The organism is Sinorhizobium numidicum (genome assembly GCF_029892045.1).
Classification (GTDB): Bacteria; Pseudomonadota; Alphaproteobacteria; order Rhizobiales; family Rhizobiaceae; genus Sinorhizobium; species Sinorhizobium numidicum.
The window spans coordinates 1,593,494-1,607,777 of sequence record NZ_CP120367.1 but is presented as its reverse complement, the minus strand read 5'-3'; the positions used below and the strand labels follow the sequence as shown (position 1 = coordinate 1,607,777).

Annotated in this window: 13 protein-coding genes; 6 read left to right on the top strand and 7 right to left on the bottom strand. The window is 60.4% G+C overall.

The window, feature by feature from the left end:
• Positions 1 to 94: 94 nt before the first annotated feature.
• The 6 genes from PYH37_RS07700 to PYH37_RS07675 form a co-directional block, all read right to left on the bottom strand.
• Complete coding sequence (locus PYH37_RS07700; RefSeq protein ID WP_280730839.1) at positions 95 to 1,351, bottom strand: MGH1-like glycoside hydrolase domain-containing protein; 1,257 nt, start codon at positions 1,349 to 1,351, stop codon at positions 95 to 97.
• A complete protein-coding gene (locus tag PYH37_RS07695; RefSeq protein WP_280730838.1) occupies positions 1,348 to 2,430 on the bottom strand; it encodes an ABC transporter ATP-binding protein in 1,083 nt (360 codons plus the stop codon). Before PYH37_RS07695 ends, PYH37_RS07700 begins: the two co-directional genes overlap by 4 nt.
• Before the next feature lie 13 nt (positions 2,431 to 2,443).
• The gene (locus PYH37_RS07690; RefSeq protein WP_425336078.1) at positions 2,444 to 3,286 is read right to left on the bottom strand and encodes a carbohydrate ABC transporter permease; all 843 of its coding nucleotides are present in this window, start codon (positions 3,284 to 3,286) and stop codon (positions 2,444 to 2,446) included.
• A 41-nt stretch (positions 3,287 to 3,327) separates the two neighbouring features.
• Positions 3,328 to 4,179 carry a carbohydrate ABC transporter permease gene (locus PYH37_RS07685; protein WP_280730837.1) on the bottom strand — a complete coding sequence of 284 codons (852 nt, stop codon included), beginning with the start codon at positions 4,177 to 4,179 and terminating at the stop codon, positions 3,328 to 3,330.
• A gap of 78 nt (positions 4,180 to 4,257) precedes the next feature.
• Positions 4,258 to 5,532 (bottom strand): ABC transporter substrate-binding protein, encoded by a 1,275-nt coding sequence (locus PYH37_RS07680; protein WP_280730836.1) that lies wholly within the window; start codon positions 5,530 to 5,532, stop codon positions 4,258 to 4,260.
• Between the two features lie 41 nt (positions 5,533 to 5,573).
• A complete protein-coding gene (locus PYH37_RS07675; protein WP_280730835.1) occupies positions 5,574 to 6,584 on the bottom strand; it encodes a LacI family DNA-binding transcriptional regulator in 1,011 nt (336 codons plus the stop codon).
• A gap of 229 nt (positions 6,585 to 6,813) precedes the next feature.
• Between PYH37_RS07675 and PYH37_RS07670 the strand changes: the two genes are divergently transcribed.
• The gene (locus PYH37_RS07670) at positions 6,814 to 7,842 is read left to right on the top strand and encodes an SDR family oxidoreductase (protein ID WP_280730834.1); all 1,029 of its coding nucleotides are present in this window, start codon (positions 6,814 to 6,816) and stop codon (positions 7,840 to 7,842) included.
• A gap of 174 nt (positions 7,843 to 8,016) precedes the next feature.
• Here PYH37_RS07670 and PYH37_RS07665 read toward each other — a convergent pair whose 3' ends face one another.
• A complete protein-coding gene (locus PYH37_RS07665; protein ID WP_280730833.1) occupies positions 8,017 to 8,166 on the bottom strand; it encodes a hypothetical protein in 150 nt (49 codons plus the stop codon).
• A 60-nt stretch (positions 8,167 to 8,226) separates the two neighbouring features.
• Between PYH37_RS07665 and PYH37_RS07660 the strand changes: the two genes are divergently transcribed.
• From PYH37_RS07660 to PYH37_RS07640, 5 genes are all read left to right on the top strand, one after another.
• The gene (locus PYH37_RS07660) at positions 8,227 to 9,222 is read left to right on the top strand and encodes a DUF3179 domain-containing protein (RefSeq protein ID WP_280730832.1); all 996 of its coding nucleotides are present in this window, start codon (positions 8,227 to 8,229) and stop codon (positions 9,220 to 9,222) included.
• A 171-nt stretch (positions 9,223 to 9,393) separates the two neighbouring features.
• The gene (locus tag PYH37_RS07655; protein WP_280730831.1) at positions 9,394 to 10,848 is read left to right on the top strand and encodes a hypothetical protein; all 1,455 of its coding nucleotides are present in this window, start codon (positions 9,394 to 9,396) and stop codon (positions 10,846 to 10,848) included.
• Positions 10,826 to 11,644, top strand: coding sequence for a hypothetical protein (locus PYH37_RS07650; RefSeq protein WP_280730830.1), 819 nt, complete (start codon positions 10,826 to 10,828; stop codon positions 11,642 to 11,644). Before PYH37_RS07655 ends, PYH37_RS07650 begins: the two co-directional genes overlap by 23 nt.
• Entirely contained in the window at positions 11,644 to 12,969 is a 1,326-nt protein-coding gene (locus tag PYH37_RS07645) for a hypothetical protein (protein ID WP_280730829.1), read from the top strand. Before PYH37_RS07650 ends, PYH37_RS07645 begins: the two co-directional genes overlap by 1 nt.
• Positions 12,963 to 13,973, top strand: a complete 1,011-nt coding sequence (locus PYH37_RS07640; RefSeq protein WP_280730828.1) for an OmpA family protein — start codon at positions 12,963 to 12,965, stop codon at positions 13,971 to 13,973. Before PYH37_RS07645 ends, PYH37_RS07640 begins: the two co-directional genes overlap by 7 nt.
• Positions 13,974 to 14,284 lie beyond the last annotated feature (311 nt).

Here is a 14,284-nt window from a genome sequence, read left to right as displayed (position 1 = left end):
CCGGCGGTGTGAACGGTAAGCTCATGGGCGGTGCCGTTTTGCTGCGCGAGGATGTCGATGCGCTTCAGCTGATCCTCGGCGGCGGGTCATTTTATCAGACCCTCATCAGCCATATGTAGGCGGCGGCCGTCCAGGAGAAGCCGAGGCCGCCGCAGCCTTCGCCGGTTACCGGGTCGAAATATTCGGCGAACCCTTCCGTCTCGATCGCAGCGATCGTCGACATGCGGAGTTCTTCCCCTGCGTCCGGATGGCCGTTGCGCTGCAGGCCGTCGATCAGCAGCCAGTTGATGATCGCCCAGGCAGGACCGCGCCAGTAGCGCTTCGGCTCCCAGCTTCCAACACCCGGCTTGGTCGTCGGGAAAGCGACCTTCAGCCCCTTGGACCAGGTCTTCATCTCGGTCACGAGCGCGTCGGCAATATCCTTGTCGAGGTCGAGCGAAAGGAGGGGGATGAAGCCCGCCTGTGTCGCGGCTTGCACGTCCTCGCCGGAGATAAGGTCGCGGGAGACGAAGCGGCGGAGTGCTGGACGCCACTGCGCGAGCATCGCCCTGCGGCTGCGGTCGTTAAAGTCGGCGATCTCCGTTGCGTCTTCCGTCCTGCCGAACAGCCGTGCGAGATGTTCCAAGTCCTCGCCGGCCTTGAGCAGAATTGCGGTGGTCTGGATTTCAGCGATCTTGAACGGCGCCTCTTCCCATTGCTTAGCCGGGTTCCAGCCGCAGGCGGCATAGGTGTCGAGCAGATGGATAAAACGCTTGTAGTCCTCATCGCGCGGGCGCATGTCGGCGTTCACATGGCCCGTGTCCTTGCGCATGACAGGTGTGACGGTTGTTGTCGGTACGCGGGCAAGTGCGACATCCCAGGCGGGAGAATTGTCGCTGCCGCTTTCCCACGGGTGGTGCAGCGCAACCAACCCGGTTCTTTCCGGATCGCGGGCGGAATACCACCAGCGGTGCCATTTCAGCGCCGCTTCGTAGAGCGGCAGGGTGCGGGCTTCAGCATGCTTGCCGGCTCGCTCGTGCACCTTGCGCAGCGCGATTGCGAAGACCGGCGGCTGGGTGATTCCGGAGGTGGGGATGGTATGCTTCGTCCGCCAGACATCCGGCCCGGGAAAGTAGGTGTCGCTAGGCTGGTGGAAGACGATGTGCGGGATCATGCCGTCGGCCCACTGGCCCTCAGTCAGCCGTTCTAGCTCGCGATAGGCGCGGTCGATATCGTAGAGCGCGAAACCCATGGCGACGAAGGCGGAATCCCAGTTCCACTGGAAGGGATAAAGCCGGTCGGTCGGCACGGTATAACCGCCGCGGTCATTGGCGACGAGGATCCGCTTGGCATGATCGATATGCAAGTTCATGCTGGGTACTCCAAATGATTCTCAGGCTGTGAGGACCGATAGGATTTGCCGCTTTCCGCCGAAAGCCAGGTTATGCGGTCGCGGTCGAGTTTCAGACCGATCGTATCGCCGCTCTTGACGGTTTCGGACGCTGGAAGGATGACGCGCGCCGGCTGATCGTGGATCGAGCCGGTGAGCAGCAGATGCGAACCCATCGGCTCTGCGACACGGACCTTCATTTCCAAGCCCTGAGGCAAGGGAGCCAGTTCGACGGCCTCGCCACGCAAGCCCAGGATTACCTCATTGCCCGTTTCCTTCGGTGCGGCAAGCTGCTCGGAGCCTGCTGATACCCGACCGTTCGACACCGGCACCTTGATGAAGTTCATCGGCGGATTGCCGATGAACCCACCGACGAAACGCGTCGCCGGATGATTGTAGATCTCGACAGGATTTCCAACCTGCTCGACCACGCCGTTGTGCATGACGGCGATGCGGTCGGAAAGGCCCATCGCCTCGGTCTGGTCGTGGGTGACGTAGATGGTCGTGGTGCCGGCCGATTGCAGCACGCTCTTGAGTTCCGTGCGCATTTCAAGGCGGAGCAGCGCGTCGAGGTTGGAAAGCGGCTCGTCCATCAGCAGCACCTTGGGCTCCACCGCGAGCGCCCGGGCGACAGCGACGCGCTGGCGCTGGCCACCGGAGAGCTTATTCGGATAGCGATCGAGATATTGCTCTATGTGAAGGAGGCCCGCAGCTTTCTCGACCTGCGCCTTCACCCGCGCATCGCCGGCCTTCTGCATGCGGAGCCCGAAGGCGACGTTCTCGTAGACCGTCATATGCGGGAAGACCGCGTAGTTCTGGAAGACCATCGCAAGGCCGCGATCCTTGGGCGGCAGGCCGATCACCGACTTGTCGCCGATGTGAACATCGCCGGAGGTTGCGGTTTCGAGCCCCGCGATGATGCGCAACAGCGTCGTCTTGCCGCAGCCGGACGGCCCGAGCAGGGAGACGAACTCGCCGTCGTTTATCGTCAGCGAGACTTCCTTCAGCGCCTGGAAGGCTCCAAAACTTTTGCGGATGCGGTCGATGACAATACTGGCCATGGATATGATCCCGTTACTTGGAGGAAATGCCCCAGATCGCGAAGAGGTAGCGCCTGACCGCGAAGATGAAGACAACCGAAGGAAGGATGAGCATGAGGCCACCGGCGAAGCGGTAGTGCATCGGGCTTTCCGACAGCACCGTCAACAGATAGGCCGTTAGCGTGCGGTTGCGGACCGTGAGCACCGAGGCGGCAAACACCTCGTTCCAGGAGATTACAAAGGCGAAGACGGCCGTGGCGACGATGCCGGGGAGTGCCAGCGGCGCAACAATCTTGAGGAAGGCCTGGACTCGCGTGCAACCGAACACCCACGCGGCTTCTTCGAGCTCCTTCGGCACCCCGAGGAAGATGGCCTGCGTGACGAGCGCCGCAAACGGCAGTGCCAGCACCGTGTGGATCAAGCCGACGCCGATGATCGTGTCGTAGAGGCCGAGCCTGATGTAGGAAACAGTGAGCGGGAGCGCCAGGATCGCCAGCGGGAAGGCCCGGGTCAAAAGTACCAGCAGCCTGTAGCTGTCCTTGCCCCAGAAATCGTAGCGGGCAAGGGCATAACCCGCCGGCGCGCCAAGCAGGATCGAAAGCGCCACCGTGATGCCTGCCGCACCCAGCGAGTTTAGGAACGACTGGACAACGCCTTCCGTCTTCAGGAACAGGATAAAGGGATCGAGTGAAATGCCGGTCGGCAGACCGGTCTTCGGCCATTGGTAGACGCCTTGGCGGCCGCCAAGCGCACCCAGCGCCACGAGATAGATCGGCACCAGAACCCAGGCGCAAAGCGCCACGATGCCGCTCCAGAGAAGCCATCGGCGTGAGGATACGAATCCTGCTGTATTTGCGGTGTTGCCGGTCGCGCTCATGTCTTCGGCACTCATTGGTTCCGTACTCATAGGCTCCGTACTCATGGCAGGCGCTCCGGATCGACTTTGATGACCCTCAGGTAGATGAGGGTGGCGGCGAGCGAGATCATCATGATCAGGACCGCGTAGACCGCGGCGACGCCGTAATTCTGGTTCTGGTTCTGCCAGGTGTAGGCCTCGCCAACAAGGACCGGGAAGTTGCGCCCGCCGAGCGCGTAGACGACCGCGAAAACCTCGAAGGCGAGCACGGTTCGCAGGATGAGGGCCGATTGCAGGGCAGGGCGGATGAGCGGCAGGGTGATGCGCAGGAAGCGCGTCCGCGGTCCGGCGCCAAAGATTTCAGCGGCTTCCTTGAATTCCTTCGGCACCTGGTTGAGGCCGGAAACGATGATGACCATGACGATCGCCGTGCCGCGCCAGATCTCGGCGACTGCGATGGCAAAGAAGAGAGCGATCGGTGTCTGGTAGGAGAGCCAGCCCGTCCGTTGCTCGATGATGCCGAGCCCGAAGAGCACCGAATTGAGGTAGCCCGTATTCTGCAGGATCGACAACCAGACCAGGCCGGCGGCAAGGTCGGAAATGCCGAGCGGGATCGTCCAGATCCACAGGATGGTCTCGCGGCCGGGCCCGACCTTGGAAACCATCGTCCCCATGGCGAGTGCGATGGCGATCTGCACCGGCACCACGGCGATGGCCAGCAGGAAGGTGTTTTTGACCGAGCGCGTGAAGTTGATGTCGCTCGCCATGCGTTGAGCATTCGCCAGCGAAGGCGCGCCGTTTTCCGAAACCGCCAGCCATATCGTCTGAACCAGCGGCACGACAAAGAGCAGCGCCAGGAAGGCGACGGATGGAAGGATCAGCAGATAGGGGATCCAAGATCGCTTGTTGGCCATCGGCTCCCGCCTTGGAAAGCAGAGTCTTCACGTAGAGCGCCCGGGCATTTTCGCCCGGACGCCGTTCAGCCTGGGGCTTTATTGCACCGGGCAGGGGCCGTCGCTCTTGGCGTCCGGAGCCCAGCAGGGAGCCTTGGTGTCGGTCATCAGCTTTGCCATCGTCTGGCCCTGTGCCTTCAGAACGTCGGCGATCGGCTCCTTCTGCAGCACGATGCGCTGGAAGCTGTCCATGTAGACCTTGTTGAACTCGCCGCCCTTTTCGCCAAGGCCGACGGGCAGAAGCGAGATCACCGCGTCCTTGGAGGCCTGCGTCTTCGTGACCGCGCCGGCGAGCAGCGCGACGCCTGCATCAAGGTCTTCCGGCAGCTTGATGTTCAGCGTCGGGAAGAAGCCGACGCGCGAGGCAGTGAGCAACTGCACGTCCGGCGTCGTGAGATGTTCGATGACCTTGGTCGCGCCAGCCTTGTCCGGCGCGCCCTTCGGGATCGCAAGGCCGGCGATGACGGGCATGTAGCCGCGGCCCTTCGGGCCCGCCGGAGCGGGGAAGACGACATAATCATCCGGCGAGGCCGAAATGGCATTCTTCAAGCGTGCGATGTGGTCCCACGCAACCATCACTTCGCCGGCGGCCAACGGCTCCTGCATGAAGTCGTAATTCGTGGAATTGGGCGTCACGTAAGCCCAGAGCGCCTGGAGCTTCTCCCAGCCGGCGATCGCATCTGCGCTCTGGAACGTGCGCACGACGCCTCCCGTGAAAGACGGGTAGAAATAACCCTGGAAGTAGCGCGCCATCAGACCCTTGGGACCCGCCGGAAAGCCAATCTGCGGCTGGCCGGTGGCTTCCTGCATCTTCTTGCCCCACTCGATCAGTTGATCGTAGTTCAACGCATTCACGTCGGCGCCGGCCGGCAGGTATTGCAGAGCCTCCTTCCTGGCGGCCATGACGTAGGTCGCTTGCATCCACGGGATATACTGCTGGGTGGATTTGCCAAGCCTGCCGAGATCGAGCAGCGACTGCGGCATGCCGCCGGCGGCGAGCTTCTTGGCGAGGTCATCGAGCGGCTCGAGCGCGTCCTTGTCGGCGAGCGGCGAAAGCTCCCCATGCAGCGCGCCGACCAGGCTCACGGTGTGTTTGCCGGCCTGGCGTTCGGCCTCCATGCGCACCGCAAACTGCGGCGGCTCTTCGACAACGTAGTCGATCTCGCCGACATCCTGCAGAAGCTCCTCGCGCACCACAGTCGCCTCTTCGATCGGGCGGAGCTGCGTGGACACGAAAACCGTCTGGGCAAGCACCGGCGAGGTGAATGCCAGCACCGTCGAGGCCAAAAATCCGAATGACACAATACGCTTCATCTTCTCCTCCTTCATTTTTGTTCTCTGAGATGCACTGTTGTTTATGCCTCCCTGGGTGGGCGGCGGTGGCTGTCCCGATCAACGAACTCGATCGCGTGAAGCTCCTGGAGTTCCTCGGCCGGCTCTCCGGCGATGGCGCGCAAAAGCAGTGAGGCGAAGCTTGCACCTAGGTTTTCGCCGGTCATGCGCATGGTCGAGAGCGGCGGGCTGGCGAAGGCTCCAGTCGGAAGGTCGTCGTGGCCGACGATGCTGAGCTGATCTCCGCCCTCGACTTCTCGGAGCGCCCGAAGCGCGCCGATTGCCATTTCGTCCGTGGCACAGACGAGTGCGGTGGGGGGCGATGGCTGGCGCAGCAGTTCAAGGGCTGCGAGATACCCGCCCTGCTCGACCGGGGCGCCCTCGGCGCATAGGTCGGTCGCAAGGCCGCACTCTTCCATCGCCGCCTGCCAGCCGCGGCGCCGCACATGGGCGGAGTAATATTCCTGCGGTCCAGCGATGTGGCCGATGCGACAATGGCCAGCCGCATGAAAACGAAGCGTCGCGGCGCGGAAGCCGGCGAAGCCATCGCCGTCGATAAATGGGTGCGGCACCGGGCTTTCGGTGCGGCCGTTGGTGACGAACGGAATGCCGCGTGACTGCAGGAATTCGACACGCTCGTCCTTCCGCCTCGTGCGGACGAGGAGCATCGCATCGACGCGGCGGCCGTCGACGAACCGGCGGCAGATCTCAAGTTCGCTTTCGCCGCGCGGCACGGGCGCGATGACGAGATTCAGGCCGGAGGCGGCCAAATATTCGGCGCAGCCGGAGAGCATGTCGAGGAAGTGGGGAGGACCGATATGGCCCGGATCGCTCGGCAGTGTGACAGCGACCAGTTCGGCACGCTGCTTGCGCAGCCTGCGGGCGGATGCATTCGGCCGGTAACCTGCCTTTTCGGCAGCCTCGCGGACCCGGTCGCGGGTGGCGGCGGAGACGTCCGCATACCCGTCGAGCGCGCGGGACACCGTGGTAATCGACAGGCCGAGCGACTGCGCGAGTTGCTTCAGATTGGCCAAATCTTCCTCCCGGGCTGAAAAAGAATTCTCCAAAACGTTTTGGGAGTCAAGCTTAAACGTTTTGGTTGCGTCTCTTCGCGTGGGCCAGGATTTTATGAGGTCTTCTCGCGTTCGTTGCGATTGAGAAGAAAGGTGAGAGCGGGGGGAACCCACATCCTTGGTACAGGGTTGTGAGGAATAGCCGCGCCTGGCGTCACGAAGACTTCGTACTGCAACGTTGGATTAGCTCGTGGACTATTCTGAACTATCTGAGCGGACGGTTGTCGTAACGGGAGCATCCGCTGGAGTTGGGCGGGCAACCGCTGTTGCGTTCGCTCGCAGGGGCGCCAAGGTCTGCCTTGTTGCCCGGGAAAGTCAGGGCCTGCTTGATGCCAAGACCGAAGTTGAGTCCGAGGGCGCCGAAGCAATTGCGGTTGCCGCAGATGTGGCGGATGCCAACGCAGTTTTCGCTGCCGCCGATCAATGTGAACGGCGCCTGGGGCCGATCGACGTGTGGGTCAACAACGCAATGGCCACGGTGTTCTCGCCGGTCGCGGAGATCACACCGGAGGAGGTCCGGCGGGTTACGGAAGTGACCTACCTCGGATATGTCCACGGTACGATGGCTGCCCTCGGCTTCATGCGTCCCCGCAATCGGGGAGTGATCGTCCAGGTAGGCTCTTCTCTGGCGTATCGCGGCATTCCGCTTCAGGCTGCCTATTGCGGCGCGAAGCATGCCATACGCGGCTTCACAGATTCACTCCGCGCGGAACTCATTCACGAGGGGAGCAAGATCGCGCTGAGCGCTGTCCATCTGCCTGCGGTGGACACTCCGCAATTTGATTGGGCACGCACGCATATGAACGCGCAACCGAGGCCGGTGGCACCGGTCTACCGACCCGAGGTGGCGGCCGATGCTATCGTTCGTGCGGCGCTCCATCCGAAGCGCGAATACTGGCTCGGGAATCGCACGTCCCTAATCATTCTCGGCAACATCGTTGCGCCCTCGATGCTGGACCGGCTTCTAGCAGCAACGGCGGTGGAGGCTCAGCAGACGGACCGGCCGGCGAATCCAGACCGCCGAGACAACCTCTTCACGCCTGTCGGGGGGCTGCACCGGACCAACGGGTCTTTCGGGATCGAAGCGGGTGCCGATGCAATCGCCGTTTCGGAGCTTGGTGCCAGGATTACGGCCGTGATCGGTGGGGTGCTAATCGCCGCAGTCTTCGGGGCTTTGCTCGGGCGCGCCTGGCACCACAGACGGATCCAGCGCAGCTGAAGCCTGCGGGGTCACGGCTACGACGTTCCGGATTGCGAGCCGGTCGACCGTTGCTTCGCAGCTTTTGGCGACTTCGCGGCAATCACATTCGAAGATAGCAGAAGCATCGATGTGGTGGTCTGGATCACGACCGGCGTTTTGTCCCGCATTGCGACCCTTCTCTCCATAGTCAATCTAGGCCAGTGCTGCTCGCAGGGTCGCCGGCAGCGCGGCCAGCACCTTCTGCGCCAGTCCTTCGAGCTTGCTGTCGAACGGAGCGAACCAACCGCCGGATGACGTTTCGAACGGCTGTCCGTAACATTTGTAGCTTTCCGGCGAATTCATTCTTGAACAACGAGACGAGCGGCGGTGGGCGGACGCATGTAAACGCCTAGGAGCAACGCCATGACCATCTCACGAAACCCGTTCATCCTCTTCGGGACAGCGCTTATTTTTGTGGTGTCGACTTCATTTGCGATGGCCGATACTCCGCAGCAGTTGCGGCGCGAATGGCCGCGCACGGACTTCTCCCGCGCCACGATCGATCTTGCGGAAATCATGTCCGGCGGGCCGCCAAAGGACGGCATCCCGTCCATCGACGACCCGCAGTTCACGCCTGTCGGCAAAATCAGAGGCCTCGCGCCGGAGGAGCCGGTTCTCTCGGTAATCCTCGGCAAGGATGCGCGCGCCTATCCGCTGCGTGTGATGATCTGGCATGAGATCGTCAATGACGTGGTGGCGGGGATACCCGTGACGGTGACCTATTGCCCTTTGTGCAACACCGGCATTGTCTTCGATCGTCGCCTCGACGGTAGGACTCTCGATTTTGGCACGACCGGCAAGCTGCGTCATTCCGATCTGGTGATGTATGACCGTCAGACCGAAAGCTGGTGGCAACAGTATGGGGGCGAGGCCATCGTCGGCGAACTGGCAGGCCGGTCGCTTAAGATTCTGCCGTCGCGCCTTGAGTCCTTCAAAAGCTTTCGCGAGCGCGCTCCCGAAGGACGGGTATTGGTGCCGAACAATCCACGTCTTCGGGCTTACGGGAGCAATCCCTATGTCGGCTACGACCAAGCGCCGCGGCCGTTCCTGTTCACGGGAGACCTACCGGACAAGGTGCCAGCGATGATCCGGGTCGTGGCCGTGGGCAAGCAGGCTTGGACGTTGCCGCTGGTACGCGAGAAGGGCGTCATCAAGGCCGGCGACCTGCACATAAGTTGGCGGCCAGGACAGGTGTCGGCGCTCGATACGGCAGACATCACGCGCGGCACGGATGTCGGCAATGTGGTCGTCCAGCGTCGTGGAAAAGACGTGCCCTATACCGTCACATTTGCCTTCGCCTTTTTCGCCTTTGAGCCAGATGGGGCGCTCCATACCGAGACAGGCTTGGTCAGGCGTTAGGAGCGGGGTGCGCAGAGCACGAAGTCGCGCCCCGCGTAGCGCAGACTGGAGCGAGCCATGGTCACTTTCATGGTATTCTAGGTCTGGATAGTCATCGAAGCGATGGACCTTAAACAGGCGATGCGCTACCAAAATATGGTCAATAGTCTTCGCCACATCATGAATTGACAGATGGCAGCACGCTTTGAAGCCCTGAATCGCTTGTGGGAATCCATTCGGGAGTCGAACCATGACTTCCGAGCTTCGACTGACATCTTTCCGATCCTCGATGTTGAAAAAATAAGCCGATCATTGGAACTGCATGAGCGGGGAACCGAAAACGGCGCCGCCAATCGGCCTGTCAAGTCGGCGCGCGCGCTGGACGACGTGGAACAGAGGATAGTTGCCAAGGTCGAAGAAGAAAAGAAGACCTCGTATCAGCTGCTTGAGGACCAGTTCCACACATTCTCCGATCGGTTGCGAAATCTGGATTTTGAGGGTCAGTTTGGCTTAATCCGGCAGGCTAATGCGTCAAGCCTGTCCGATTTCAAGGCAGAGGTCGCAAGCGGCGTCGACGAGCTACATGGCTTGAGGCGGGATTTGAAGATAGCGGAAGACGAGCTCTCGAGTTTTAAGCAGAAGCACTCGCTCGACAGGGCCGCAAAGGTTACGAGTTCTGCGGCCTGGGGCTTCAAAGTGTCGCTTCTGGTGCTGTTGCTTTTTCTCGAGACGGCCCTGAACGGCAACTTTTTGGCAAGGGGAAGCGAGCAGGGCCTAGTAGGAGGGATAACCGAGGCGTTCACGTTCGCCTTCCTCAACATCGGTTCAGCGGTTTTGCTCGCTTTCTTCTGCGTCCGGTATCTCGTTCACAGAGGCTTCTTTCCTAAGTTCCTTGGCCTCCTGGGCCTTGTTGCCTATTGCGCTATCGCAATTGGGATCAATCTGGCCTTGGCTCATTATCGAGAGGCATCGGCAACCACGTTATCCCTGGCGGGGACAGAGGTGATGCGGCGGCTATCGGAAAGCCCCCTAACGCTCAGCGAACTGAACTCATGGATGTTGTTCGGCGTCGGCCTCATGTTTTCGGCAATCGCTTTCGTGGACGGCTGCCTGCTAACCGATCCTTATCCCGGATTTGCTGGCGTGCAGAAGCGGCTCCACATCGCTCGCCAACGGTACATTGATCGCAAGCAGGACCTTATCGATGACCTCAGAGATATCCGCGACGATCACAATGAAAAAGTAGAGCAGATAATTCGCGACCTCAGTATGAGGCGTCAGGAGGCGCTGGCGATTATCTCGCATCGCTCGCGAGGCGCCGAGCTGTTCATCCAGCATCAAAACCAGCTGGAGCGCGCAGCGAACTCGTTGCTTACAATATACCGGGAGGCGAACCGCCAGGCTCGAACGGAGCCCGAACCCAAGTATTTTTCGGCTCCATACGAGATGGATCGATTGAATCCATCACAACATGTATTCGAGGAGTGGAACGACAGGGAGCTTGCACAAAGGATACAGACTGCACAGGCCGAGCTATCGGTCCAGGTGAAAAGGATTGGCGCTGAATTCGAGACTGCGATCGACCGATACCATCAACTCGATAACCTGTTTCCGGAGGGTATAAATGGCCAGGCGCAGGCGGCGTAAATCCGGTGAATCAGCGGCCCTCATACTAGCGTCTGTGATACTTGGCGTCATGTCGCTGGGCCTCCTTGGCGGGTTCGTCTTCTTAAAAGTAAGGGCAAGTTCAAATCCGAAACTGGATGCGGCAACGCTCTGCCCCGTCGAAGGTCCAAACGAGATCACGGCCGTTCTTCTTGACGTGACGGACCCGATTTCAGAACCGACAGCTCTCGACTTGCGAAACCAGTTCCAGGAGCTCGTTTCGTCCGTGTCGGTCGGCGGCCTGATTCAGGTGTATGCTCTCACCGAGCAGGAGGGCGAGCTTGGCCGAACTTTCAGCGGATGTAATCCCGGCAATGGTGAAAATGTTGATGAATGGACCAGCAACCCGCGGCTCGCTCAAGATCGCTGGGAGAGGGGCTTTCAAAAGCCGTTGAACGAGATCTCGCAGAGGATCGCTGAAGGCACTGAGGCGAAGCAATCGCCGATCATGGCGGGAATTCAGAAAATCAACCTGGAAGCATTCGGTGCACCGCAGTATCGCCAAATTCCCAAGCGCTTGATCATTGCTTCGGACATGCTCGAGCACACCGCTGCCTTTTCCGTCTACAGAGACGGCGCCGACTACGCGACATTCGAGAGGAGCGGCGCTCGCGATCAATTTCGCACGTCACTCGCTGGTATATCGGTTCGTATTCTTGGGTTTCAGCGGCCGGGCCTAAAGTTTGACACTGTGGAGCTGGCCGAATTCTGGACTGCGTGGATCGGCGCGAATGGCGGTCAGATGGAGCGCTTCACCCGGTTAGAGGGGGTTCGATAGTGGCTAGGCGCGAGGAGCTGCAGACGTTTGTCCAGAGCAAGGGTCCATTGTTCATCTTCGCCTTGCTTACTTTCTGCGGGATGATCTTCATCTGGACAGCCAAACTGCTCGATTGGCATACGACCCTCGTCACCTTCGTGCCGATCGGCCTGATGCTCGTTTACTTCGCGCTGTCGTTTGCCTCCAACGGGCTGCGCCTTCACAACGAGCAAGCGGGCGACAACCTTTACTACATGGGCTTTCTGTTCACCCTCTCCAGCCTAGGGGTGTCCCTCTATCGGTTCGCTGGCGAGGGTTCCATCGATGAGATAGTCCGCAATTTCGGCGTAGCGGTCACATCGACGATCGTCGGAATCACATTGCGCATTCTCTTCAATCAGATGCGCCGGGATCCGATCGACATAGAACGCAGCGTCCGCCACGAGCTCGCGGAAATGACGCGCCGGGTTAGGACGGAGCTCGATTCATCCGCTCGCGAGTTCTCCAGCTACCGCCGGGCAAGCAATCAGATGCTGTCCGAAGGCTTTGAAGAGATCGCGCGACAGGCAGAGCGGAATGGCGAAGCCATCCGGCAAGCCATCGAGGCGCTTTCCAAGGAAGCAATTAGGCCTGTCCGGGATGCCGCGGAAAATTTGGCCGAGATAGCGCAGGCGAACAACGGGATTCTTGAGGAACGAGCTCGAGCGACCGGTGATATACTGGAAACCGCATCATCGAGACTTGATGCGGCGACGAACCGGCTATCGGAGAAGATCGATGCCTTCGGTAGAGCCGTCGAGATTGTCGGCAGGAGGCTGGAGGAGATGCGCCTGCCTGACCAGATCCTTCGTCATGAGCTGCAGCCAATATTGGCCTCGATCAAGGAACTCAGCGACCTTCAGTTCAAACGTATGGAAGACCTTGCCGTCCATGATCGTGAACAGGCGGAGAGAACGGAGGAGGCGCTTAGGCCCCTGGGCGAGACAGCGACGAAATTGGACAGGGTCGCGGACGACCTAGAGAGGGCTTCGAATGCCACGGCAAACGGCGCCAAGGCATTGGATGAACTCCAGAAGAAAATCACGTCGCTTGATTCTGGTCGGCTTATGCCGCCGGGATTGCATCCCGCCGCGCCTGAAAACCACCCTAATGGCTCTCCGTCCGCTTCCGCGGCCACTCAGACAAGCCGTATTGAGCTGATGTCATCGCGTCTTGCTGCTCAGAACGTGCGGACGGATACCGGAAGCCAAGATGAAGCGCCCGGACGGGCTGCGGATGCCGCAGCATTGGGCGAGACGGAAAGTGCCGAGCCGGAGGCCAGGCGAGGGTGGTTCAGGCGATGGTAGCAACTTCGGAGCCAGCCACGAAGCTCGAGCATAGGGGCTACAACAGGGGACTGATACTTGGCCTAACCATGGCCGAGTCCATGCTGCTGCTCGTCTTCTGCCTTTTGCTGGTAGCAGCCGCCATCATAAACGCTGAACGAAACAAGGCACTACAGGCGCAAAGGAAGCTCCAAGCCGCGCAGAGGCAGATTGCGGAACTGCGGCAGGAGGCGATCGGTACGCAGGCGATAACGAAGGAGCTGAACACAAAGATTGCGGTCTTGGAAATGCAGCTCAGATCGGTCAGCCTATCGCCCGCGGACAGAAAGAAATTCGAAAAGGAATGGCGGGACCTGGTCGTGGCGCGTGGAACCGTGCAACGGCTCCGCGACCAAGGCTTGTCGCCGGAGCGGCTGGCGGAACTCGAAAAAGCTGTCGCCGTCTTGCAGGACGGTGGATTGTCTACTGCTGACGCGCCGGCGTTGGAAAAGCGGCTACGGGATCTTTTGGCAGTCGAACGAAAGCAGGCGGACGCCAAGCCGCACGAATGGCCTCCGATCATCAATCTGAGCGAAGCTGAAGGATATTTCTTCCGATCAGGCAGCGCGCAGCTGACAAGAGCATTCGAGGAAAAGCTGCGGGGATCCATTGCAAGCAAGATTGCTCAAAGCTTGCGGAAATATGAGGTCGACATCATCGAAGTAATCGGCCACACGGACGAGCAGCCGATTTCGCGTGCTGCATCTGATCTCGATCAGGACTTCATTGACATCCTCGGCGGAAAGAAAGCGATTGCCGAAATAACGGCTGCCGATAATGCTGGACTTGGCCTGGCGAGGGCAATGGCGGTCGCCAATGTGTTGAGGGCCGATCACAAGCTCAACGGCGCCACCATCCTGCCGATGTCAGCTGCGCAACTCGTTTTGCCGGGAGACAGATTGACCACGGGAGAGGCCGGTAACGTTGAGTCTCGTCGGCGCATTGAGATCCGCATCCGCGGCCGAAACGCTTCCCTGGGTCCCTAAGCTACCGCCCCAATAGAGCGCTCGCCAGCTCGCATGCAGAGCTTCCGCTTCACCTCAGCACGAGCGCTCTCTTTGTTGATCTTTGTTCTCGGGCACCCAGGTGTCGCCGTCTTCCCCGGACGGCATGCCCTCGGCCGCACAAATCTCTCGAAGGCTTTGCCAACCTGCGGCCTACAGCTTATGAGGCTGGCGAGCTATCAGGTGCTCTACTCGGACGTGAAGCATAGGAACTGAATTTTTTGCCAGACCTGCAAAAAACCCGCACGCCGGGTGACAGCCGGGGCGGGTGCCTCGAATTTCTCACATTCAAA